24 protein-coding genes and 1 pseudogene are annotated in these 23264 nt (G+C 34.2%); 8 read left to right on the top strand and 17 right to left on the bottom strand.

The annotated features are described in order from the left end of the window. Positions 1-38: 38 nt before the first annotated feature. Positions 39-551 carry a tRNA adenosine(34) deaminase TadA gene (gene tadA, locus AC4BB5_RS08055; RefSeq protein WP_490458830.1) on the bottom strand — a complete coding sequence of 171 codons (513 nt, stop codon included), beginning with the start codon at positions 549-551 and terminating at the stop codon, positions 39-41. 69 nt (positions 552-620) lie between these two features. Between tadA and AC4BB5_RS08050 the strand changes: the two genes are divergently transcribed. Beyond that, a complete protein-coding gene (locus AC4BB5_RS08050) occupies positions 621-1475 on the top strand; it encodes a helix-turn-helix domain-containing protein (RefSeq protein WP_490458829.1) in 855 nt (284 codons plus the stop codon). Positions 1476-1517: 42 nt separating this feature from the next. Here AC4BB5_RS08050 and AC4BB5_RS08045 read toward each other — a convergent pair whose 3' ends face one another. Continuing rightward, on the bottom strand, positions 1518-1853 hold the full coding sequence (locus AC4BB5_RS08045) for a hypothetical protein (protein WP_490458828.1): 336 nt from the start codon (positions 1851-1853) through the stop codon (positions 1518-1520). A gap of 84 nt (positions 1854-1937) precedes the next feature. Further along, complete coding sequence (locus AC4BB5_RS08040; protein ID WP_490458827.1) at positions 1938-2642, bottom strand: zinc metallopeptidase; 705 nt, start codon at positions 2640-2642, stop codon at positions 1938-1940. A gap of 185 nt (positions 2643-2827) precedes the next feature. Between AC4BB5_RS08040 and AC4BB5_RS08035 the strand changes: the two genes are divergently transcribed. Next, positions 2828-3184, top strand: a complete 357-nt coding sequence (locus AC4BB5_RS08035) for a YxeA family protein (RefSeq protein ID WP_490458826.1) — start codon at positions 2828-2830, stop codon at positions 3182-3184. 50 nt (positions 3185-3234) lie between these two features. Here the strand turns inward: AC4BB5_RS08035 and AC4BB5_RS08030 are convergent, their stop codons facing one another. Next, positions 3235-4239, bottom strand: coding sequence for a nucleoid-associated protein (locus tag AC4BB5_RS08030; RefSeq protein WP_490458825.1), 1005 nt, complete (start codon positions 4237-4239; stop codon positions 3235-3237). 248 nt (positions 4240-4487) lie between these two features. Then, the gene (gene treP, locus AC4BB5_RS08025; protein ID WP_490458824.1) at positions 4488-5957 is read right to left on the bottom strand and encodes a PTS system trehalose-specific EIIBC component; all 1470 of its coding nucleotides are present in this window, start codon (positions 5955-5957) and stop codon (positions 4488-4490) included. 258 nt (positions 5958-6215) lie between these two features. Here treP and AC4BB5_RS08020 point away from each other — a divergent pair, with 258 nt between their 5' ends. Further along, a complete protein-coding gene (locus AC4BB5_RS08020) occupies positions 6216-7580 on the top strand; it encodes a TrkH family potassium uptake protein (protein WP_490458823.1) in 1365 nt (454 codons plus the stop codon). 579 nt (positions 7581-8159) lie between these two features. Here the strand turns inward: AC4BB5_RS08020 and AC4BB5_RS08015 are convergent. The 7 genes from AC4BB5_RS08015 to AC4BB5_RS07985 form a co-directional block, all read right to left on the bottom strand. Then, the gene (locus tag AC4BB5_RS08015; protein ID WP_010761095.1) at positions 8160-8360 is read right to left on the bottom strand and encodes a cold-shock protein; all 201 of its coding nucleotides are present in this window, start codon (positions 8358-8360) and stop codon (positions 8160-8162) included. Between the two features lie 373 nt (positions 8361-8733). Beyond that, a complete protein-coding gene (locus tag AC4BB5_RS08010) occupies positions 8734-8943 on the bottom strand; it encodes a hypothetical protein (RefSeq protein ID WP_490458822.1) in 210 nt (69 codons plus the stop codon). A 274-nt stretch (positions 8944-9217) separates the two neighbouring features. Beyond that, positions 9218-10117, bottom strand: coding sequence for a sensor histidine kinase (locus AC4BB5_RS08005; protein ID WP_490458821.1), 900 nt, complete (start codon positions 10115-10117; stop codon positions 9218-9220). Positions 10118-10146: 29 nt separating this feature from the next. Continuing rightward, entirely contained in the window at positions 10147-10950 is an 804-nt protein-coding gene (locus tag AC4BB5_RS08000; protein WP_490458820.1) for a hypothetical protein, read from the bottom strand. Then, positions 10943-11860, bottom strand: a complete 918-nt coding sequence (locus AC4BB5_RS07995; RefSeq protein WP_490458819.1) for an ATP-binding cassette domain-containing protein — start codon at positions 11858-11860, stop codon at positions 10943-10945. Before AC4BB5_RS07995 ends, AC4BB5_RS08000 begins: the two co-directional genes overlap by 8 nt. 87 nt (positions 11861-11947) lie before the next feature. Beyond that, complete coding sequence (locus AC4BB5_RS07990) at positions 11948-12616, bottom strand: response regulator transcription factor (protein WP_490458818.1); 669 nt, start codon at positions 12614-12616, stop codon at positions 11948-11950. A gap of 123 nt (positions 12617-12739) precedes the next feature. Further along, the gene (locus AC4BB5_RS07985; RefSeq protein WP_490458817.1) at positions 12740-13477 is read right to left on the bottom strand and encodes a TraX family protein; all 738 of its coding nucleotides are present in this window, start codon (positions 13475-13477) and stop codon (positions 12740-12742) included. A gap of 229 nt (positions 13478-13706) precedes the next feature. Between AC4BB5_RS07985 and AC4BB5_RS07980 the strand changes: the two are divergent. Together AC4BB5_RS07980 and AC4BB5_RS07975 are read left to right on the top strand one after the other, a co-directional pair. Next, positions 13707-13925, top strand: a pseudogene (locus AC4BB5_RS07980) (DUF5067 domain-containing protein); the annotation flags it as partial. Continuing rightward, positions 13874-14101 carry a DUF5067 domain-containing protein gene (locus AC4BB5_RS07975; RefSeq protein WP_490459043.1) on the top strand — a complete coding sequence of 76 codons (228 nt, stop codon included), beginning with the start codon at positions 13874-13876 and terminating at the stop codon, positions 14099-14101. The pseudogene AC4BB5_RS07980 and the gene AC4BB5_RS07975, both read left to right, overlap by 52 nt. Before the next feature lie 122 nt (positions 14102-14223). Here the strand turns inward: AC4BB5_RS07975 and lepA are convergent, their stop codons facing one another. Both lepA and AC4BB5_RS07965 read right to left on the bottom strand, forming a co-directional pair. Next, positions 14224-16059, bottom strand: coding sequence for a translation elongation factor 4 (gene lepA / locus AC4BB5_RS07970; RefSeq protein ID WP_490458816.1), 1836 nt, complete (start codon positions 16057-16059; stop codon positions 14224-14226). Between the two features lie 175 nt (positions 16060-16234). After that, entirely contained in the window at positions 16235-16849 is a 615-nt protein-coding gene (locus tag AC4BB5_RS07965; RefSeq protein ID WP_490458815.1) for a histidine phosphatase family protein, read from the bottom strand. Positions 16850-16985: 136 nt separating this feature from the next. Between AC4BB5_RS07965 and AC4BB5_RS07960 the strand changes: the two genes are divergently transcribed. From AC4BB5_RS07960 to AC4BB5_RS07950, 3 genes are read left to right on the top strand one after another with little or no spacing between them, the layout of a single operon-like run. Beyond that, positions 16986-18206 carry a GNAT family N-acetyltransferase gene (locus tag AC4BB5_RS07960; protein ID WP_490458814.1) on the top strand — a complete coding sequence of 407 codons (1221 nt, stop codon included), beginning with the start codon at positions 16986-16988 and terminating at the stop codon, positions 18204-18206. A 57-nt stretch (positions 18207-18263) separates the two neighbouring features. After that, complete coding sequence (locus tag AC4BB5_RS07955; protein WP_490458813.1) at positions 18264-18743, top strand: nucleoside 2-deoxyribosyltransferase; 480 nt, start codon at positions 18264-18266, stop codon at positions 18741-18743. A 40-nt stretch (positions 18744-18783) separates the two neighbouring features. Next, on the top strand, positions 18784-19461 hold the full coding sequence (locus AC4BB5_RS07950) for a DUF2238 domain-containing protein (RefSeq protein ID WP_490458812.1): 678 nt from the start codon (positions 18784-18786) through the stop codon (positions 19459-19461). Between the two features lie 40 nt (positions 19462-19501). Here AC4BB5_RS07950 and AC4BB5_RS07945 read toward each other — a convergent pair whose 3' ends face one another. The 3 genes from AC4BB5_RS07945 to clpB form a co-directional block, all read right to left on the bottom strand. Next, complete coding sequence (locus AC4BB5_RS07945) at positions 19502-19906, bottom strand: organic hydroperoxide resistance protein (RefSeq protein ID WP_069645003.1); 405 nt, start codon at positions 19904-19906, stop codon at positions 19502-19504. Between the two features lie 172 nt (positions 19907-20078). Next, the gene (locus tag AC4BB5_RS07940; RefSeq protein WP_490458811.1) at positions 20079-20519 is read right to left on the bottom strand and encodes a MarR family winged helix-turn-helix transcriptional regulator; all 441 of its coding nucleotides are present in this window, start codon (positions 20517-20519) and stop codon (positions 20079-20081) included. Between the two features lie 130 nt (positions 20520-20649). Then, positions 20650-23253 carry an ATP-dependent chaperone ClpB gene (gene clpB / locus AC4BB5_RS07935; protein WP_490458810.1) on the bottom strand — a complete coding sequence of 868 codons (2604 nt, stop codon included), beginning with the start codon at positions 23251-23253 and terminating at the stop codon, positions 20650-20652. Between the last annotated feature and the right edge of the window lie 11 nt (positions 23254-23264).

Raw genomic sequence — 23264 nt, 5'->3', positions numbered from 1 at the left:
TCGGCAAGACTTAGTATACCGCATTTTTTGATGCTTGGCTAGTCTTTCTTTTGATTTTTTAAAAGTTTCTTTTCTGCTCTAAGTTTCTTGAAAAAATTAGACAACAAATCACTACACTCTTCCTCTAAAATGCCAGCTTCTACATAGGCCACATGGTTAAATCGTTCATCTTCTAATAGGTTCATTAATGTTCCCGCAGTTCCGCCTTTAGGATCCTTAGCACCATAATAAACTTCATTGACTCTAGATAATATCATTGCTCCACTACACATTGGGCAAGGTTCTAGTGTGACAAATAACTGAGCACGCTCTAAACGCCAGTTTTCAAGTGCCGAACAAGCTTCTTTGATTGCATACATTTCTGCGTGAGCTGTAGCATCTTGGCTCTCTTCTCTAAGATTGTGTCCACGCCCTATGATTTGTCCATCCAAGACAACAATTGCTCCTATAGGGACCTCTTTGATTGCCTGCGCCTTCTCAGCTTCTTTGATTGCCTCTAGCATGAATTTTTCTTTTTCTTCGATCGTTAAACTGCTTGTCTTTTCATTCAAGCGATTTCCGCCTCTCGTTCTTTATACTTTTCTCATATTCATGGTACAATAAACTAGTGAGGTGTGTCTATGACTATTGAGAAATTAGCTAAACTATATCCTGCAGGAAAAATCCAGCAAACAAAATCAGCAAGTACAGATCTATCATTACCACTTGATGGAAAATATTTTGTCGTTGCTAAAGAAACGCTACAAGAAACTGAAATCCGACTATTGGAAACATTATTTCCTGCAAAAGAATATTCTGTCGATCCGAATAAACATCCTTGGTTTGGCTATCTATTTGATAAAATGACGTTTGAAATTGAAGGTACATTTCGTATTATGCAATTTCAAATCAAAAAACCGAAAGCTTTTTTACAATCAGAATGGGAAAATAGTATTGTAGAAATCTTTCCTACCCTAAACGATTTCTTTTTCATTAGCGAAACTGATGGACTTTTAATTGAAGAATATAATAAAAATCATTATAACTTAGAAGAACTTCAAAGTATTTTTTTAACTTTAGATGCTGATTTTGATTCTTCCACTACCGTTTTTGTAGGGAGCTTTTTCTCTGCAAATGAACAGTTACTAGCATTATTCCAAGAAGAACAACAGATTTTTAAAACAGAAATAGAAAATCTCCGTGGAAAGTCAACATTTTCCTTACCCGATGTAGCACTACATTTTTTTACCAACGATGCAATGAACCAGAGTAAGATCGTTCAGACTTTTACACAACAATTAATTTTGACCAGCGAAATTCAACAAATCATCCTTGCTCTCTGGCATAATCAAGGAAATATCAGTTCAGCGGCGAAAGATCTATACATGCATCGTAATACTTTACACTATCGTTTAGAAAAATTTTACGAGCTAACAGGACTTTCCTTAAAGAAAATGGATGATCTTGTGTTCTGCTATTTATTAATTACAAAGTAAAATAGTAGGCAAGCCATCTCAAAAGATGCTCGCCTACTATTTTTACATCATTTCTTCAACAAAACTGACTAAACGATCTTTTAAGTTTTCAGTATTGTCTTTTAAAGATTCTCCGTAAGAAGAGATTCTTTTTCTACCGTCTTTGACCTTGCCTAAAACGTTCATCATAGAATCAAGCTCATCATCAGATAAATCATCTACAATTCCTAGTAATTTTTCATTGCCGCCAAATTTATCGTTCACAAATTTTTTCGCTTTGAAACGATTTGAGACATGGTAAACTTTCTTGACGATTTTCTCAGAAGCAATCACCGCTACTGACACGCCAGCTACTGCAGCAATACTTAACCCGATACTAATTTTTGTTGATGTTTTCATTCTTTTCAGCTCCTTCTTACTATCTCTTCTTATGATAACACACTCTTAAAAATTGAGGTAATGAAACAAAATCAGACACAATTTTTAATCTCTGCGATTGTTTCCACCGAATAAAATAATCAAACGAAGTAACTGTAAAAATGTTGCTAAAGCAGCAGCAACATATGTCAATGCTGCGGCAAACAAGACTTTTCTTGCCATTGGGACTTCTTCCTCAGTTAAAATATTCCCTTCTGATAAAATTTTCAATGCTCTTCGTGATGCATTAAATTCTACCGGTAAAGTAACTAACTGAAACAGTAATGCTAATGAAAAAGCTAGGATTCCAATATTAATCAATGTTTGATTCCAACTAAGCAACACACCTACTAAAATAATTGGAAATGACATTGCAGATCCTAAATTAGCAACGGGAACGATTGCTGCTCGAATTTTCAATGGGCTATATCCTGTATGATCCTGAACAGCATGCCCGCATTCATGGGCTGCTACACCGATTGCTGCAACTGATGTTGACTGAGCCGTGGCTTCTGATAAGCTTAATATCTTGTTCCCAGAATTATAATTATCAGTTAAATCTCCTGCAATTTGTTGAACACCTACATTGTTGATCTGCTCTTTTTGTAAAATGTATTGAGCTGCTTTTGTGCCCGTTACATTGTTTCGACTTTGTATTTTATCATATTTTTTAAACGTGCTATTTACATAAGCTGATGCAGCCATTGAAATCAGCAATCCTACAATCACTAAGATATATGTTGGATCAAATACCGCATAAAAAGGCATCATTTTTATTCCCCCTCTATTCTTTTCTTCATTGTATCATGAGTTTCTAAAAAAAGTATATCTATAACGTGATGAATTTGTGAACAGTAAGAAAATGATTCTCTAACAAAATTGTCACATTATTTTAAGACAATTAAATGGCATCCTTCTTCAAAAAAAGGCATACTATATACTAAGAGGTGACTAAATTGAAAAAAATTCTACTGTTTATCCTACCTTTCGTACTTTTAACTGCAGGCGTTTGGTTTGGCTATAATTATTATTTCGGCGGAAAAGATTACTATACTCGTGTTGGAGAACCAGATGAAGTAAAGACTGGAAAGTTTTCAAATGGCGAAAAATATACAGAATATGATTACATACAAACTGCCTTTAATAAACAAGGTGAAAAAAATGTCCAAAAGATGTATGAAATTAGAGATAAGCCCTTGCGAATCAATGCTTACCTAAAATTAAAAGTCAATCCTAGAAAAGGTGTGCTAAGCTGGGAAGAAGTACCCGAAACGTCCGTTCCCAAAAAAGCTCTGGAGCGATTGGTTGATTAACCTATTATCATTCAAAAAGTCCTTCATCGACGTCGATGAAGGACTTTTTTTTATAGCTGATTACTAATTTTTTCGATGTTTTTCAAAACGATTGAAACAGTTCCATCAGGATTATTTATAAATTCAATCAGTTCTCCATTTCGATAGACATCTATTGGAACAATCAATTCAATCCCATTGCTCATCTTCAACTTTTGCTTTCCAAATTTTTTCTCTGAAATCTCTCTAGCTTCACGAACTGGTGGCGTTTTATCAACGAACTTTGATTCATTTACTTCATCTTGATAAGCCATACGCGCCGAAATATTTTCTTTAAAAACTAGTTCTGCTACCTGCTCATTATCGATTGTTCCTGTTTCTTCAATACTTTCATAGACAGCTTCTTTCACAGAAGCAATCAATTCAAATTCATCTTCATTAAACTTTTTACCAATTCGTTTCACTGCTTTTTTTATTTCTTTCATATTTTCTTCTATTGAAGGGGCAGGTTGTGATTCAATTACTTTTTCAGAAAAATACCAAACTTTTTCTCCGGAAAATTCATACCGTTTTTCCAATAGTTCATAAGCTAACGTATCAAGATTAACAGTCATTCCCTCGTCTGGCTTTTGTGATTTTGATGGTAAAATTGCTCGATTGATGATCAGTTTATTGTATACAGACTCATCTTCATAATCTACATAATGTGTATAGCTCTCTTTGTAGTTCAATTTAATCATAGCTAAATGCATTACAGTATCCAATTCGTATAAAATGAAAAGAACATCCGCACTCGGTGCATCCTCACTACCTGAGTATACGTCATACCAATGCTGAGCAAGATGTTGACTTTTTTGAATAAAGTCATTGGGAATTCCCCGCATTTTATCAACAAAGGCGCTTTCTTCTGCCAGAATACCAGTTTTAGTTTGAGCAGTTGATAGCTTTGTTATTTTGCTTGTTAGATAAACGCGAATATATTCTGTTGTTAAATCCAACTCCTTCGCAGAAAATACAGGCGTACCTGTTTCCCGATCAATAATGTGCAAAATTGCACTTTTTAAATAAATATCCATCTCTTAATCTCCCTTTTCTTAAACCCTTTTTAGTCTACCCGAAAGAACAAAAAAAGCCAACTATTTTATTAGAAAAGTGAAATGACCTTGTCCCACTCTAACCAAAAATTTTTCATTTTTATACAGAAAGGTACAACTCAGATCAATTAAGAGTCTATTCATAAATCTATCCTACAAAAAAGCGAAGCAAATTTTTTGCCTCGCTTTAGTAAACAAAAGAGTAATTTCACTCTTTAAAGCTCACACTTTCATTGATTTTCTTCTACAAACAATTTCCCTGTTGCTTCATCAACAGGATCAAGTTTATTAAAAATCCCTTTCGTTCTGAATATATAAGTTAAAACAAAGGGCACAATAACAGCGATCAACATTGCACCAAAGAATGACAGATAATACTGAGGAACGATAGATAAAATCCCTGGTAATCCTCCAACCCCAATACTGATTGCTTTTACATCAAGTAAAGTAGAAAATAATCCCGCACAAGCAGAACCAATCATCCCAGCAACAAATGGATAAACATATTTCAAATTAATCCCAAACATCGCCGGTTCAGTAACACCTAGATAACAAGAAATCATGGCAGGAATCGAAACTTGTTCTTCATCCTTATTTCCTCTATGCATGAAAACAACAGCCAATACTGCTGATCCTTGAGCAATATTAGACAATGCAATCATCGGCCAAAGATTTGTTGAATGAAAATCAGCTATTAGCTGTAAATCAATTGCATTCGTCATATGATGTAGACCTGTAATTACTAGCGGCGCATACATAAAACCAAAAACAGCCCCAAACAGCCAGTTAAGTGACGATGTTAACCCAGCATTTACGATATCTGAAATCCAGCTTCCAATCGCCCAACCAATCGGACCTAAGATTACATGAGCTGCTATTACCGTTGGCACTAAGGCAAACAATGGAACAAAAATCATCGAAACTGCCTGCGGTATCACTTTTCTGAAAAATATTTCTAAATAAGCAAGTAAAAATCCTGCTAACATCGCCGGGATCACTTGAGCTTGATACCCTATCATATTCACTTGAGCAAAACCAAAATCCCAAAAAGGAATATCAGCTGCGGCTGTACTTGCTACAGAATAAGCATTTAATAATTGCGGTGACACTAATGTAATCCCTAAAACAATCCCTAGAATTTGAGTGGTACCCATTTTCTTAGTGATGCTCCAGGTAATTCCAACTGGTAGAAACTGAAAAATTGCTTCCCCAATCAACCATAAAAACGAATTTACCCCACTCCAAAATTGTGAAACTTCAACAATTTTTTGTCCATCTAAAAAACTAAAGGGAATTCCTTCCAACACATTGCGAAATCCTAAAATTAGCCCACCAATAACTAAAGCTGGTATCAACGGAGTAAAAATCTCTGCTAAAACTGAAATCGCACGCTGTATTGGATTTAGATTTTGTTTTGCAGCGGCTTTCCCTTTTTCTTTGGAAACGCCTTCAACTCCTGAAATAGCAGAAAATTCATTATAAAATTGTGGTACCTCATTACCAATAATAACTTGAAATTGACCAGCATTTGTAAACGTTCCTTTTACAGAAGGAATTTTTTCAATTGCCTCAGTATCAGCTTTACTTGGATCATTAAGAACAAAACGCATCCGAGTTGCACAATGTGAAACAGCTGCGATATTTTCTTTCCCACCTACATCTTCTAACAGTTTTTTTACATCCTCTTGAAACTTACCCATTTCCTTGCTCCTCTCTAACAACTTGTATATACAATTCGTCTGTATTTGTATAATACTTTATTATTTATATTTTTACAAGCGTTTTCTTTTTAAAATAAATAATTTTTTAATTTCTACTTAAAAGCGAATTAAACAGATCACTGAACAAAATCATGTAGCCTCATTTTTAAATTACTGGCAATTATTTTATAAAATGGTACACTTGGATTTATCAAATAAAAAATACTGTTCAGTACAGTATGTATAACCGAGGAAAAGATGAGAAAAAAGAAAATTACTACTATAGTCAAAAAACGATTGTCAGCTGTCCAAGTTTTAGCCTTCGGGTTTATTGTATTGATTTTTGTTGGTGGAACTTTATTATCCTTACCCGTATTTTCACGCAGTGGTAACGCAACTCCTTTTATCGATGCGTTATTTACATCCGTTTCTGCTGTTTGCGTGACCGGCTTAACAACTCTCAATACTGCGTTGCATTGGAATGCATATGGTCAATTATTGATCATGATTTTAATTGAAATTGGCGGGCTTGGTTTCATGACAATGCCAGTTCTTTTATATTTTATTCTGCGCAAAAAAATTACACTCAGTACCCGTATTTTATTGCGCGAAGCACTTAATTTAGATGATATGTCAGGAGCATTTCGCTTAATGATGTATGTTGTTAAATTAGCAGCAATCATTCAGATTACAGGGGCAATTTTACTTTCAATTCAATTTGTACCTGAATTCGGATGGAAAAAAGGGCTTTTTTTCGGACTTTTCCATTCTATATCCAGTTTCTGTAATGCGGGCTTTGATTTATTAGGTGACAGCTTAACGCCTTACCAAAATAACCCTTTTGTTCTTTTGGTTATAGGAGGCTTGATTATTTCTGGCGGGCTTGGTTTTATTGTTTGGCAGGATTTACTAAGATTTAAAGAAAAACGGAAATTCTCCTTGCATACAAAAATCGCATTAATCACCACCTTATCTCTATTGTTCGGCGGCTTCATCTTATTTTTCATCACGGAACACAACGCAGGCACTTTAACCGCTGGAACTAATTTCTTTGATCGATTAGCAAATACATTTTTCATGTCTGTAACGCCAAGAACAGCTGGTTATTATTCTATCGATTACATGCAGATGACCAATGCTGGACTGATTACAACTATATTTTTAATGTATGTCGGAGGTACTTCTGGATCAACTGCCGGCGGTCTTAAAACCACCACCTTTGCTGTATTAGTAATTCAGATTGTTTCAATATTCAAGGGACGAACACGAGCAGAATTTCAAGGAAGGACCATTCGAAATAGCACGGTTTTTCGCGCTTTGACTTTATTTTTTATCACATTAACTTTATGCGTACTCTCTATTATGCTTTTGACGATTACGGAAAATATACCTGAATCATCGGGCATAGAATATGTCGCATTTGAAGTATTTTCTGCATTTGGCACTGTTGGGCTTACAATGGGGTTAACACCTGAGTTAACTTTTATAGGAAAAGTAATCATCATGTTATTGATGTATATTGGAAGAGTCGGCATTTATACCGTTGGTTTTTCACTATTGACTAGGGGTCAAAAACAACAAGCTAAATTTAAATATCCAGATGAAAGTGTTATGATTGGATAAAAAAGATAAAAAGAAACCTAAGAAAAAGGTTTCTTTTTATTTTATATGTTTTTTTAAATAAATAGACGTAATCAATATATAAAAAATCCCACCCTCTAACGAAGGTGGGAAAAGGAGTTTTACTCTAAAGAGTAAAATGAAAAAATAAAAAGGGTTGTTGTTGGTATGAATTTATAATACTATTATTTTATTTTATTATCAACTAATAACCCTCGAACATTCATTATTTTTTTAAAAACAAATTTAAACGTTTCATTTTTTTATTTACTAAACAAAAAAATAAAATCCCATCTTCTAATGAAGATGAGAAAAGGAGTTTTACTCTAAAGAGTAAAATGAAAAAATAAAAAGGGTTGTTGTTGGTATACAAGTATATTAACTTCAAACAAATAAAATTTCAACTAATAACCCTTGGTTATTGTAAATATATCCAAACTAAAAACAACCTACTTAAACTATTAATTAAATAAACACATATACCATTCATAATTTTTTATTAAATCGTCAGTTTGTATCTACACTTTTTTAGCCAATAAAAAAACGATCCAATAATTATTGGATCGTTCTGAAAGTCTTCAATTAGTTTTTAACGATGTTTACTGCTTGTGGTCCACGTTGACCTTCTTCAATATCAAATGATACGCTTTGGCCTTCGTCTAAAGATTTAAAACCGTCACCTTGGATTGCTGAAAAATGCGCAAACAAATCAGTTCCGTTATCTTGAGTAATAAATCCAAAACCTTTATCTGCGTTAAACCATTTCACTGTACCTGTATTCATAAATGTGTTCCTCCTAGTGCTTTTAGCACGATTAATTTTTGCAATACCTTTGTGATAAAAAAAGAGGAATTAAAACACCCTTACGAATGAAATGACCTATTAATTTAAATTACAATTATACTACATTTGTTATTATACGATGTTCTTGAATGAAAGTATACACTTTTCTCTTTTTATGAGAAAATACTCATTTTTCATTTTCTTATTTCTAAAAATTGAAATCCCACCTCTAAGGAGATGGGATAAGGATAGTTATTTGTTAAGGTATTGATTTTTCAGACTTGTTAAGTCTACTATATAAACGCAATACATGCAAACATATTTTATAAACCTTATCTTTTAGTATAATAAATACGATCTAGCGCAATAGTTATTAATAAAAAGGCTCTTTGACATTGCGCATCATCGATCTCAATCTGATATTCATCTCATCTGAAGTCAATTTTCTTTTATCGATACCACAGATAACCTTATCTTGCATCGTAAACTGGTGACTTCCTGTCAGCCCAAAACCTAATTTCATCTTGCTGATAGGTGAATCAATAGTAAATTTATAACTGAAAATAGTCAACGATCGGGGCATTGAGACAATTAAACTCCCTTCAACTGAGATATGATATTTTTAAAAAATATACCTTAAAGAATCATCAATTACTCTTGGTGAAAAAAAAAAATAAAAAACGACCTAAACGCTCCATACACAATATTGTCCATTATCGTACTTATCTTTACTACTTTTATTTTAGGTGCGACTACCACATCTTCCAATGTAACATCTGCTGGCAAAAAGATGATAAGCGACACGGAAACAAAAGATACCTATGAAAACAAACCATTAGGTAGACCTACTTCCTAATTCATTTTAACAGCGGAATTTTCAAACAAATCGTAAAAACTTGGTCAACTAACTTAGCTTCGATCTGTCCATTCATTTTTTCTACAAACTCTTTCACGATAAATAGACCTAAACCAGTTGAATTCCTACTTCTTGATTTATCTGACCTATAAAACTTATTAAAAATTTTGGAAATATCTAATTCATTCTCAGCTGAAGATGAATTTTCAAACAAAAAGATAGCCTGATTATCATGTTCTCTAAGCGAAATATGTATATTACCTTCTCCATGATCAAGACTATTTTTCAATAGGTTAGAAAAAATCCGATTTAACGCTTCCTTATTTCCAACAATAAACAATGGATTTTCAGTAATCAAAATAGTTGGCTCTATCTGTACTTTTGAAAATTGTGGATAAAATGTAAAGACCGTTTCTAGAAAAAATTGATTGATTTGGATCTTCTCTAATTTTATCTCATAAGTATCATTTTCTAATTTTGTATACATAAATATCGTTTCGAGTAATTCTGATAGTGTCTCAATTCTATTTTTGATTACCTCAATATATTGCTGCCGTTTTTCTTCGTTATTACTCTTAAGAAACAACTGAAAATAGCCATCTAACGAGGTTAGTGGGGTTCTAATATCATGTGATAAGTTTGTAATAGAATCTTTCAATTGACGTTCTTGTTTTCGTGCTGCAACTTTATTTGAACGCTGCGCAACTAACATTTGATTAAGCAATCTTAGTAATTCATTTAATTGTTTGTCGCTAAATTGATTTGTCAATAAGAGGTTACTTTCATGTTGCTGAATAAAACGGATCTGTTGGTTAATTCCTTTTATCTTTTGCCTATACTGGAGTAATCGAAAAAGTAACAACAAACAAAGACATCCAACAACACTAAAAGCTACTACCATAAAAAAACCTCTTACTTCCTACTCATTTTTTAGTTTATATCTCTTTTTTGTTTTATTGTAACGCTATAAGCTAACATCACAACAATAAAAACGGCAGACACGCAGATTGCACTGACAATCCTTCCCATAGAAGAGTCTGTTGATACATTAGAAGTGATTCCTGTAACAGTATAGTCCATTATGTTGAATGTGTCTTCTCCTACTAACTTATGGATGATATCATTTATTAGTTGATAGACATAGTTAAGTCCTCCAAAAGTTATTAAAATACCTAGTAACATACTAGCAACAGACTGCTTTATCAAGGTACTAATGCCCAACACAATTGCTGCAAAAGCAATGTGGAAAATAAATTGCAAGCTCACTTCTTTTAATAAGTCAGAAATACCTCCCAACTCTACTGCCTCAAAAATGATATTACCAACAATTAAGAAAACAATTAAACCACTAATAAAAGACACCAAAACAAATGCAGATTGGCTAATAAACTTTGATACGCTAAGCATTCCTTTATTCTGAACTTGTCCTGCAATATTTTTTGTAAATCCAGAAACTTCTTCACGGCTGATAAACCAGACACTAAATATCACGATTCCCATCAAAAATGAACCACTACCTGTCATAATCATAAATAATGTTTTTAAATCCATTACATTTTTGAGTGCTTCAGTGTTCGTACTAATCCCTAAACTAACTGAAACATCAGGTTTACCTATTAAGTCTCTCATCGGTAGTATCAACAAAGTCATAAACAAAAGTATTCCAACAAGTATAAAGTAGGTGCTTTTTGAGCGCATCATACGGTACAAATCCATTTTTATGATATTAATCATGACCTCCACCTCCTGTTAATTCTAAGAAATAATCTTCTAATGAAATCTGAGATGTTATAAAGGAATCAATGGGTATGCTCTTTTTAGCAAGAGCCAAATTGATTTCACTATTTCTAGTCAATTGCTCATAAATACGAATAGTGTTTCTGTTTACTACTTTATAATTTAAAATACCTAGACTTTCAATTACAGTCGTCGCAAGATGCGGGTCATGTAATTGAATTTCAATAAACTGTTTACATTCCTCCATTAATTCTTCATGAGAAATTTCTTGAATTAACTGGCCTTTATTTATAAAACCATAGCTAGTCGCCATTTTGGCAAGTTCCTCTAGCAGGTGACTCGAAATCATAATAGTTATATTTTTTTCCTCTGCCAATTTTATTAATATTTCTCGTACTTCAACAATTCCTTCTGGATCCAATCCATTGATAGGCTCATCTAATATCAATAAATCTGGTTCACCAATCAGCGCCATTGCAATCCCTAGTCTTTGTCTCATTCCTAAAGAAAAATGTTTGACTTTTTTATTCCCTACCTCTGCCAATCCTACCACGTTTAATATAGATGAAATAAAATCTCTCCCATTTAAACCTATGGCAATTTGTTTTAATTTTAAATTATCTGTTGCACTCATATCTCCATATAACCCTGGTTCCTCTATCAAAACACCAATACGAGAAAAGTATTTTTTAGCCCTTGCTCCATGTTCTCCAAACAAAACAATTTCTCCACTACTAGGACTCGCTAACCCACTAAGCATTCGCATGATTGTTGTTTTTCCGGCTCCATTCTTGCCAACCAAGCCATAAATCGCTCCTCTTGTAATGTGTAAATCCACATGATCCACTGCAAAATGATTTTTGTATTTTTTGCTCAAAGATTTTGTTTCTAACAGATATTTACTCATTTTTCGATTCCTCTCTTTCTTGTTAAAATCACTTTACCTTACTAATACAAATTCAACGCAAAAAAGAGTTAAAGAAATGTTAAAGGGTTAACTTTGCAAAGTAAAGCCTACTCCCCAAACAGTTTTTATCCATTCTTCTTCAGAATTTTTTTTGATTTTTTGACGAATATTTGAAATATGAACATTCACAGTTTTTTCTTCGCCAACATAAAAATCATCCCATGCATATTCGTAGATTTCCTGCTTACTAAATATTTTTTTAGGATAGGATAATAGCAACTCCATAATTTTGAATTCCCGATGTGTTAAAGCAATCTCCTGACCCGATACAATCAGAGCATTTCTATCTTTATTCAAAGTCAACGATTTAAAGGTAATCAAGTGACCTTCATGTGGGCTACTTTTCCTTAATTGAACTTGAATACGAGCCAGTAGTTCTTCAACTTCAAAAGGCTTTGTGATATAATCATCGGCTCCATTAGTCAACACCTCAACCTTGGTATCAATTACATCTTTTGATGAGATGATAATTATTGCTACATTACATTTTTCTTTTATAAGTGGAACTAATTTTTCTCCAGTAATACCAGGCAACATTAAATCCAATAAAATAACCTGAAAGGTTTTCGTTTCAATACACAATAACGCTTCAGTTCCAGAATACGCTTGTGTACAAGAATATGATTCTGCTACTAACGTTTCATAAAGTAAATCATTAATATACGCATCGTCTTCAACGATTAAAATATTCTTCATTCTTCTCCTTTATCTTTGCTATCTATCTCTTATTTTTTATAACTCGCTATTCATTATAGCAGAACATGTATCAAAAAAAGCCCTCAAACTTGAACATTCTTGGGCTTTTTTTGAATCATTTATTTAAAAAATAAAGTATCTAATTAGTTCAAATACAACTAAATGAATCGGATAAAACCAATAAAACCCCCATTTGATCCATGTTGGAGAATAGCCTCTCTCACCATTGTATTGTACTAAAAAAAATAGTACTGCTAAAAACCCAAATTGTGAAAAGACTTCTGCTATCCAGGATGGTGAGGCATTATTCATAACCAAACCAACAATTGAAATAATTTCAAAAAAAAGAAATGTGCTAACTAATGCTCTTTTTTTTCCTTTTTGATTGTGAGTTACATAAAAATACCAAATTATAATGATGCCGATTATTGCCCAATCCGAAAGAACTGTAAGTGAACTAAACCCCAAAACTGTTAGAGGACGAATCACTTTATTTTTCGTTCGTGAATAAAGAATCAGCATCAACAATCCCATTAACAACGTAAAGAAAATATTATTAGGCATATCGGTGATTGAAAATGAATAGGTTGGATTATGAAGTAGATAAAATGGATAAATCGATACTAACCACATAAGCATCAACCTCATACAATATTTTCTTACATTTTTAGTGTAATAAAACCCTTCTACTAATAGATAAGCCATAATTGGAAACGTAAACCTCCCAACAAATTCTGAAAATGCAAACAGTATCATTGTATTTGTATGGTGACTCCAAGAAAATATGATTCCTGCATGATTGATTGCCATGGCAATAATTGCGATAACTTTTAAATGAAAAGCATCTAACTGTTTATTCATTATTTATCCCTTTTCCTTTCTTAGTCTTGTCTGTTGATTAACATCGCAACTGCTTTGTTACCTATACTTTAATAAAAAGGTGCCAAGACAACTGCAAAAAAAGATAAAGAAAAGGTAAAGTCAAAAATAATACTGCTATTCCTATTAATTTTCATTTTAATAATGTTTATAATTTTAAAAGTATTTACTATACTTATTACAAAGATTATGATTAACGGATTCAGTAAAAGACAAGGGTAACGATACATTTAAGGATAATAGTCTAACAACAAAAGATTGCACCATTAAAATCACTGGTCATGGATATCATGAAGGTTATCAAGATTCTACTGTTTTAGCAATTACTTTTGATTTTACAAAAAATAGCCAAGAAATGTCCAAGCTTTCTCCTCGTTCATATCTTCATTCAAAGTATCACAAGAATTTGAAAATACGATTGAAGAACTAAATATGGAGATTATTGCTGATCATGAAAAATTTACAGAAGAAACTAGCCAAGGAGTAGTTGATGTTAAGCCAAATGGTACAGTTCATTCTGTTTCTAATTATGAAGTCAAAGATCCTTCAAAACCAGTAGACATTAGTGTGAAAGCAAATATTTTCTCAGATAAGATTTTAGCATAATTTAAATTCGATCCAGCATAATAATAAATAAAAAATTTGCTAACTCTCCACCTTCAACGTAGGCAAGCAGTTAGCAAATTTTATAATATAATACTTCAATCATTTTCTTAATAAATATCTTGCTATTTCTTCGGTTCGTCCTCGTCCATTTTTAGAACAGCCATGAAGGCTTCTTGAGGAACTTCAACAGATCCAACTTGTTTCATCCGTTTTTTACCATCTTTTTGTTTCTCTAATAACTTACGTTTACGTGAGATATCCCCACCATAACACTTAGCCAAAACGTTTTTACGCAATGCTTTGATCGTTGAACGTGCCGTAATCTTTTGCCCAATAGCCGCTTGGATTGGCACTTCAAATTGCTGACGAGGAATTAATTTTTTCAACTTCTCAACGATTACTTTACCACGTTCAAAAGCAAAGTCTTTATGCACAATAAAACTTAAGGCATCGACTTTTTCTGAGTTCAATAAAATATCCATCTTTGATAGATTACTCTTACGATAACCGATCATCTCATAGTCTAGTGACGCATACCCTTTAGTTCCAGATTTCAAACGGTCAAAGAAATCATATACGATTTCTGATAGTGGCATATCATAGATGACATTCACTCGATACTCATCTAAGTAATCCATTGTAACAAATTCTCCACGTTTACGTTGAGAAATTTCCATAACTGCACCAACATATTCATTTGGAACCATAATTGTTGCTTTAACATAAGGTTCTTCAACAAAATCAACAGTACTTTGATCCGGAAATTCTGCTGGATTATCAACCACGATTTTCGTACCGTCCGTTTTAGTCACATGATAAATTACAGATGGCGCTGTCGTAATCAAATCAAGATTAAATTCTCGTTCTAACCGTTCTTGAATAACATCCATGTGCAACAAACCTAAGAAACCACAACGGTAACCAAATCCTAAAGCTTGAGAAGACTCTGCTTCAAACTGTAATGCTGCATCATTTAATTGTAATTTTTCCAATGCTTCACGTAACTCAACATAACGTGAATTATCGATAGGATATAATCCGCAATAAACCATTGGGTTCATTTTGCGATAACCAGCTAATGCTTCTTTTGCAGGATTATTCGCTAAAGTCACTGTGTCCCCTACTTGCGTATCACGAACTGTTTTAATTGCAGCTGTAATATAACCAACGTCACCAACCATCAAAAAGTCACGACCGATTGGTTTTGGCGAAAAGATTCCAACTTCCGTTACTTCAAAGGTTTTATTGTTATTCATCATCATGATCTTATCCCCAGGCTTTACAACCCCATCCATGATCCGAACATTCAAAATAACCCCACGGTAACTATCATAAACTGAATCAAAAATCAGTGCTTTTAAAGGTGCTTCAAGATCACCAGTTGGCGCTGGAACCAAATCAACGATTTGTTCTAAAATCTCTTCGATCCCAATTCCTGCTTTGGCACTCGCTAAAACGGCATCGCTTGCATCGATCCCAATCACGTCTTCGATTTCAGTCCGAACACGCTCTGGGTCCGCGGCTGGCAAATCGATTTTATTGATAACTGGAATAATTTCTAAGTCGTTGTCTAATGCTAAATAAACGTTCGCTAATGTTTGCGCTTCGATTCCTTGAGCTGCATCAACAACTAAAATGGCTCCTTCACAAGCCGCTAAACTTCTTGATACTTCATAGGTGAAATCCACATGTCCAGGCGTGTCGATCAAATGAAAAATGTACTCTTCACCATCTTTTGCTGTATATGTTAATTCAACAGCATTCAGCTTGATGGTAATCCCACGTTCACGCTCTAAATCCATCGCATCGAGCAACTGATCTTGCATTTCACGATCTGATACCGTCTCCGTTTTTTGTAAAATTCGGTCAGCAAGTGTAGATTTTCCATGGTCAATATGAGCAATAATGGAAAAGTTACGGATTTTTTCTTGTCTTTGCTTCATTTCATTTATATTCATTAATAGTCCTCATTTCTTTTATGAAAAGCTGAATGAGCTTGTGATTTCATTCGATTGTTTAGTCGCTCATCGCTCAGATCATTTTCAATCAGCACTTCCCATTATAGCAAGATTTCCACTAGAATTAAAGAACTTTCCTATGTTTGCCCACGGCTTTTACAAATCTGTTGATTTATCACATGTATTCATAATCATTGGTCACAAATTTACTTCGTCCTTCTTCCAAAATGAAAAAACCAGTTTGCGAAATCTCTAAGGTAATTGCTTCCTCAAAGCTTAAATCTAGTATCACGCCTCGTAAAACTCTTCCTAACAAACCATGTGACATCACGATCACGTGTTGTTGTTCGATCAGTTGAATCGTTTCTATCCAGCTTTTGCAACGTGAAAAAACGTCAGCATAACTTTCTCCATTGGGCGATTTAAAGTACCAGTTGTACCTATCGCAATCAATCGTTGAATCAGATTTTTGAATTTCTTGTCTGTTTTTCCCATTCCAACGACCAATATCCACTTCTTTTAATCGTTCATCTTCCATCAATCGTACTTGTTGTCGACCAGTTACCTCAGAAATAATTCGTGCGCTTTGTTGCGTTCGTCCGAGTGGACTGTAAAAAAAGGCGATTTCTTCATCTTTTACGTTTCTCAAGTTTTGTTTTAGTAAAAGACCATTTTCCTTCACTTGTTGTTTCCCATTTGTCGTTAGCGGTGAATCAAGGGTTCCTTGATAGATTCCCAGTTGGTTAAATTCAGTTTCCCCATGTCTTAGTAAATAAAATTTTTTGTTCATTATCTACCTCCAAAAAAAGGGTATCACATTATTTTGCAACTAAAAACCTCTCTTTACCATTTCTTAGTAAGTAATACTCTATTTATTCCTTTTTATTTGATATACTGGAGATAGAAAACTAATTGGAGATGGAAAAATGGACCAAAAAGAGTTCAGAGATAGTTTAGAATTAAAAGCGGTAGATGAAAAATATGTGGATCAGTTCAATGAATTATTGAGCTATGTCTTCCAATTTACGGAAGCAGATTTAGAAGAAAGTGGTTATGAAAGTAAAAAAGAATTGATTAAATCAAAACAACCTATTTTAGAACAATCAAAAGTATTTGGTTGGTTTCATGAGGAACAACTGATTTCTCAGATTGCGATTTATCCATGTGAAGTGAACATTCACGGAAAACTTTTCAAAATGGGTGGGGTAACAGGGGTTGGAACCTATCCCGAGTACGCAAATCACGGATTGATGCAGGATTTGATTCATCTTGCTCTTAAAAATATGCGTGAAGATCAACAATGGATTTCTTACCTTTACCCGTATAGTATTCCCTATTATCGCAGAAAAGGCTGGGAGATCATGTCTGATAAACTCTCATTCAAGATACGTGACACCCAATTACCTAAGCAAGTAGCAGTTCCTGGAATGGTAGAACGTGTGAGTGTAGATCATGAAGATGTATTTACTGTCTATGCAAAATTTGCTCGTCAAAATCACGGTGCCTTGATTCGAAGTGAATTTAACTGGGAAGAATATTGGCGTTTTGAAAATGAAGATGAACGAATTGCTGCTGTTTATTATGGCGCAAATCAAGAACCTTTAGGTGTCCTTTTTTACTGGGTAGCTGAAGATGTATTTCACATCAAGGAAATGTTCTACATCAATCAAGAAGCACGCAATGCTTTATGGAACTTTATTTCAGCTCACTTTTCAATGATCGATTGGGCTGAAGGTGATATTTATAAAAATGAACCATTAGCATTTTTATTAGATGACAGTCAAATCAAAGAAACGATCGAACCTTATTATATGGCTAGAATCGTCGACGTCAAAGAAATATTGCTGGTCTACCCATATGCCAGTACTGCAAAACCGTTTCACTTTGTAGTAAGTGATCCTGTTGCCGAGTGGAACAATGGTATCTTTAGCTTATTATGGGATGAGGATGATCAAGTTTCGGTCACAAATGAACCCTTAGGACAAGCTGTCCATATCGATATTCAAACATTGACTTGTCTTTTGATGAATTATCGTCGTCCGACATACTTGCATCGAATCGAACGTATAGATACAGATAAAGAAACGCTAAATTCATTGGAACGGATTTTTCCTGATCAAGAAGCTTACTTTAGCGATTATTTCTAAGCGAGAATCGAATGCCGAGCATTTTAACATCATAACTACTACTGGAGGAAATAACACATGAAACTATACTTTGCTGGACCGATGTTTGCTAAAGCAGACTTACTTTATAATGATTATATGGTGAAACAGATCCGTGAATTAGACGATTCAATTGAGGTTTATTTGCCACAAGAAAACGGCGCAATCAATGATAAAACAGCCTATGCAGATAGCAAAATGATTGCTTTAGCAGATACTGAAAAAGTGATTGAAAGTGATTTACTTGTAGCTATATTGGATGGCATTACAATCGATGCAGGTGTAGCCTCTGAAATCGGTGTCGCTTACGCCAAAAACATTCCAATGATCGCCTTGTATACAGATACTCGTCAACAAGGTTTTGATAATCAAAAAAAATTAGCAGCCTTAAGTGACACGGCTGAAAATCAATTCCATTATTTAAACCTGTACACTGTAGGCTTGGTTAAATTGAATGGGAGCGTTGTTAGTAATGAACAAGAGTTTTTAGATTTGATCAAAGAACAATTAAACAAATAATTTACTTGCTTATTGATATGAGCATATCGGAGGCGTTTATATGAAATTGGAATTTGAGGATAAACAAGAAAAAAGTGCCTTTTATTTACTACTTATTTTTGGTGTTATTACGTTGATCGTCAATATTATTAAAACCTTTGTCGTTCACCCAACTGAACAATACGTGTTGTTGACGTTTGAAATGATTGCAGGAATTGCTGTAATTTTCGTTCCATTTGTTTTCACAAAATTTACTGGATTGGTTTTCCCAAAAATGGTACGTCTTTATTATTGGTTTTTCATTTGGATTGCTGTTTTTTTAGGAACAGGTTTGCGCTTGATCATATTAGTACCGTTTTGGGACAAGATTTTGCATGCAGTTAGTCCTATTCTATTAGTTGCTGTGGGGTATGCGATTATCGGGTATTGTTTACGTGAGTCAGATTTTTCTAAAATCAATCCTTGGTTATTCATTATTATGGGCTTTGCCTTTGCTGGACTATGCGGCGTTTTCTGGGAATTCTGGGAATTTCTTTGTGATTCACTTGGCAATATGAACTTACAGCGTTATATGACAGAATCTGGGCAACCTTATATTGGTCGCGCAGCATTGATGGATACAATGGGCGATCTCTTTACAAATACGATTGGTGCATTGATTTTAACGGTTTATAGTTTTACTCAACGTCATAAACCTGACTATTTTAAAGCTTATGCGTTTAGAAAAGTTAACAAATAAAAAAAACGACAACTTTAGCATCCCTAAAGTTGTCGTTTTTTTATTCTACTTCTAACTCCACTGAAATATTGCCTCTTGTTGCTTTTGAATAAGGACATACTTCATGAGCTGCTTTTACCAATTCTTCTGCTGTTTCACGATCAACATCATCAATTTTGACAGATAAAACAACCCCAACTTGAAAACCAGATTGTTCATCACTAAATAATGAAACAGTTGCTTTTACGGTGCTTTTTGATGTGATTTTTTGTTTAGCCATTACAAGTTCCAAAGCGCTATTGAAACAAGAACTGTATGCTGCGGCAAATAACTGTTCTGGATTCGTCTTATTTTCTTGGTGCGGACCAGGAGAGGTTACTTGATAACTAAACGATTTATCTGGTGAAAAAACTTCACCTTCTCTTCCGCCTGTATTGATAATTGTTGTTGAATAAATTTTTTTCATGATTCGTTCCTCCAATTCCTATTATCATAACTGTATCGTACAATTAAATTGTACACAATATTTATAGCAATGTACAATAGTTTGCTTCATAAAAATCAATTCTATTTTAAAAAGACTTCAAAAAGATGGACTTTGAACATTCCGCTCTTTTCGAAGTCTTTTGCTTCACATTCTAATGGTTGATTTCAGCTATTTTCTTGCTTAGAGAGTTGATTTGTTCGATCAACGAAAAATAATCTTTTTCATTAAAATCAAGCTGACTTAAACATCCTTCTACTTGATCATAAATCTCTGTTTCCAGTTGAATCGCTTTTTCTGAAAGTGAAACAATCACGATTCGCTCGTCTTCTGGCAGTCGATTGCGATGAATATACCCATTTTTTTCCATTCTTTTAAGCATTGGGGTCAATGTTCCAGTATCTAGCGCTAGTTTTTCTCCAATATCTGAGATCCTTTGTTCTGAGTATTCCCACAAAACTAACAATACTAAATATTGAGGATAGGTTAAATGAAATGGTTTCAACGCCTTTGCATACATTCTATTAAACTGTTTTGAGGCTGATTGTAAAGAAAAACATAACTGTTCTTCTAATCTTCTGCTTTTTTTATCCACTGGATCCCTCTTTTAAATTGTTATTATAATAGTTAGATTCTACACAATATCATTTTTAAAATCAATTTTTTGCACTTAAAAAAGTGTGGAACAAAAGTAAACAACACTTCTGTCCCACACACCTTCTAAATTATTCTTCTATCGGTTCGTTTTCAAACACTAATTGCTCATTCAATAAACTGATGGTTACTTTTGTTTTTGGCAATACTCGTCCTGAAACAATTTCTTTTGCTAAAGGTGTTTCCACTTCTTTTGTAATAAAACGTTTCAATGGACGCGCACCATATGCTGGATCATAACCACTTTCTGCAATCCATGTTTTCGCTTCATCTGAAATTACTAATTCGATTTCTTGATGCTCTAAACGTTTCGCTAATTGGGTGGTCATTTTACCGATGATGCCTTTGACATTATCTAAACTTAGTGGTGTGAACAAAATCGTATCATCAATTCTGTTTAAGAATTCTGGTTTAAAATTACCACGTAAAATCGTCATCACTTGTTCTTCTACTTGTTCTGGAATTGTTCCTTCTGGCGTTACCCCTTCAAGCAGTAATTGAGAACCGATGTTACTTGTCATGATTAAAACAGTATTTTTAAAATCAACCATGCGTCCCTTAGAATCAGTCAAGCGCCCATCATCTAACACTTGAAGTAAAATGTTAAAAACGTCAGGATGCGCTTTTTCGATTTCATCTAATAAAACGATTGTATATGGATTGCGGCGGACAGCTTCAGTTAATTGACCACCTTCTTCATAACCAATGTAGCCTGGAGGTGCTCCAACTAGGCGAGATACGCTATGTTTTTCCATATACTCACTCATATCGATCCTGACCATATGATCTTCTGAATCAAATAGGTCTTCCGCTAAAGCTTTAGCAAGTTCTGTCTTCCCAACACCTGTTGGACCTAAGAATAGGAAAGAACCTAATGGGCGGTTTGGATCTTGCAAACCTGCACGTGAACGAATCACTGCATCACTAACAGCATCTACTGCTTCATCTTGACCAATGACACGTTTATGAAGGGTTTCGTTCAATTTCATTAGTTTTTCACGTTCACCTTCAACTAGTTTTGTTACAGGAATACCTGTTAAACGACCAACCACTTGCGCAATTTCATTTTCCGTCACAGCCTCTTGCACCATACGGACATTGTCTTTTGCATTTTTTTCTTCAAGTTTTTTTAGTTCTTCTTCTAATTGAGGAATTGTACCGTGGCGAAGAACAGCTGCTCGTTCTAAGTCATAATTGTTTTCAGCGTCTTCAAGTTCATGTTTTGCTTTGTCGATTTCTCCACGTTTATTGCTAACAGCATTAACTTCTTCTTTTTCAGTTTCCCATTGCATCTTCATAGCGTTGGCTTCTTCACGAAGATCTGCTAATTCTTCTTGTAATACATTCAAACGCTTTTTACTAGCATCATCTGATTCTTTCTTCAATGCCGCTTCTTCGATCTCTAATTGCATCAAGCGACGGGTTACTTGGTCAAGTTCAGTTGGCATTGAATTCATTTCAACTCGAATCGTTGCGCTTGCTTCGTCGACTAAATCGATGGCTTTATCTGGTAAAAAGCGATCAGTGATATAACGATCAGACAACGTTGCTGCAGCGACTAATGCATTATCATGGATATTCACGCTATGATGTATTTCAAAACGTTCTTTTAAACCACGTAAAATACTGATCGTATCTTCAACTGTCGGTTCTTTTACTAAAACTTTTTGGAAACGACGTTCTAGCGCTTTGTCTTTTTCCATATATTGACGATATTCATCCAATGTTGTAGCACCAATCAAGTGTAATTCACCACGTGCCAACATAGGTTTTAACAAGTTACCTGCGTCCATACTACCTTCTGTTTTGCCCGCACCTACGATGTTATGAATTTCATCGATGAATAGAATAATACGACCTTCACTTTTCTTCACTTCTTTTAAAACTGCCTTTAGACGTTCTTCAAATTCACCACGGAATTTAGCTCCAGCAATCAATGCCCCCATGTCTAATGAAAAAATGGTTTTGTCTTTTAAATTTTCAGGTACGTCTTTACGAACAATTCGTTGAGCTAACCCTTCGACGATTGCTGTTTTACCAACACCTGGTTCACCGATCAAAACAGGGTTATTTTTTGTTTTACGAGAAAGAATTCGAATAACATCACGAATTTCTTCATCGCGTCCAATGATTGGGTCTTGATTACCGCTTTTAACTTGTTGAACTAAGTCTACCCCATATTTTTCTAATGCTTTATATTGTTCTTCCTGATTTTGAGAAGTCACACGATCTCCTCCTCTCATGTCTTCGATATTTTTACGTAGTTCTTTTTCAGTGATTCCTTGACTAGTTAAATATTTAGTCAAACGATAATTTTTCAATTTCATCAACGCTAGAATCACGATTTCCGTTGCTAAAAATTCATCTTGAAATGCTTCTCTAAGTTTATCTGCTTCACCTAATAAGTTAAACAGATTTTGGCTCATGCTTTGACCATATTGAATATTGCTACCTTGAATGCTTGGATATTCGTCAATTGCTTGATCAATCTCATGTTCAAAAGCTTCTACATCAACACCAGCGTCTGTATAAAAATTACGCCCAAAATGATTTGGCTGCAAAAAAATCTTCCATAGGTGAGCAATATCGATTTCCTGATGATGACGAGTCACTGCTACCTGTTGTGCCTCTGCAATTGCCTCTTGTAATGTCGTTGTCATTTTTTCGATGTTCATAGAATTACCTC

It is taken from the genome of Enterococcus sp. AMC1252 (assembly GCF_058216515.1).
Note: the sequence above shows the minus strand (reverse complement) of the source record. Positions and strands in the feature narration are given on the sequence as shown.

Coding starts and splice junctions, on each gene's coding strand:
- AC4BB5_RS08050 (WP_490458829.1), top strand. CDS start 621: ATGACTATTGAGAAATTAGCTAAACTATATCCTGCAGGAAAAATCCAG.
- AC4BB5_RS08045 (WP_490458828.1), bottom strand. CDS start 1,853: ATGAAAACATCAACAAAAATTAGTATCGGGTTAAGTATTGCTGCAGTA.
- AC4BB5_RS08040 (WP_490458827.1), bottom strand. CDS start 2,642: ATGATGCCTTTTTATGCGGTATTTGATCCAACATATATCTTAGTGATT.
- AC4BB5_RS08030 (WP_490458825.1), bottom strand. CDS start 4,239: ATGGATATTTATTTAAAAAGTGCAATTTTGCACATTATTGATCGGGAA.
- treP (WP_490458824.1), bottom strand. CDS start 5,957: ATGGGTAAGTTTCAAGAGGATGTAAAAAAACTGTTAGAAGATGTAGGT.
- AC4BB5_RS08020 (WP_490458823.1), top strand. CDS start 6,216: ATGAGAAAAAAGAAAATTACTACTATAGTCAAAAAACGATTGTCAGCT.
- AC4BB5_RS08015 (WP_010761095.1), bottom strand. CDS start 8,360: ATGAATACAGGTACAGTGAAATGGTTTAACGCAGATAAAGGTTTTGGA.
- AC4BB5_RS08010 (WP_490458822.1), bottom strand. CDS start 8,943: ATGCCCCGATCGTTGACTATTTTCAGTTATAAATTTACTATTGATTCA.
- AC4BB5_RS08005 (WP_490458821.1), bottom strand. CDS start 10,117: ATGGTAGTAGCTTTTAGTGTTGTTGGATGTCTTTGTTTGTTGTTACTT.
- AC4BB5_RS08000 (WP_490458820.1), bottom strand. CDS start 10,950: ATGATTAATATCATAAAAATGGATTTGTACCGTATGATGCGCTCAAAA.
- AC4BB5_RS07995 (WP_490458819.1), bottom strand. CDS start 11,860: ATGAGTAAATATCTGTTAGAAACAAAATCTTTGAGCAAAAAATACAAA.
- AC4BB5_RS07990 (WP_490458818.1), bottom strand. CDS start 12,616: ATGAAGAATATTTTAATCGTTGAAGACGATGCGTATATTAATGATTTA.
- AC4BB5_RS07985 (WP_490458817.1), bottom strand. CDS start 13,477: ATGAATAAACAGTTAGATGCTTTTCATTTAAAAGTTATCGCAATTATT.
- lepA (WP_490458816.1), bottom strand. CDS start 16,059: ATGAATATAAATGAAATGAAGCAAAGACAAGAAAAAATCCGTAACTTT.
- AC4BB5_RS07965 (WP_490458815.1), bottom strand. CDS start 16,849: ATGAACAAAAAATTTTATTTACTAAGACATGGGGAAACTGAATTTAAC.
- AC4BB5_RS07960 (WP_490458814.1), top strand. CDS start 16,986: ATGGACCAAAAAGAGTTCAGAGATAGTTTAGAATTAAAAGCGGTAGAT.
- AC4BB5_RS07955 (WP_490458813.1), top strand. CDS start 18,264: ATGAAACTATACTTTGCTGGACCGATGTTTGCTAAAGCAGACTTACTT.
- AC4BB5_RS07950 (WP_490458812.1), top strand. CDS start 18,784: ATGAAATTGGAATTTGAGGATAAACAAGAAAAAAGTGCCTTTTATTTA.
- AC4BB5_RS07945 (WP_069645003.1), bottom strand. CDS start 19,906: ATGAAAAAAATTTATTCAACAACAATTATCAATACAGGCGGAAGAGAA.
- clpB (WP_490458810.1), bottom strand. CDS start 23,253: ATGAACATCGAAAAAATGACAACGACATTACAAGAGGCAATTGCAGAG.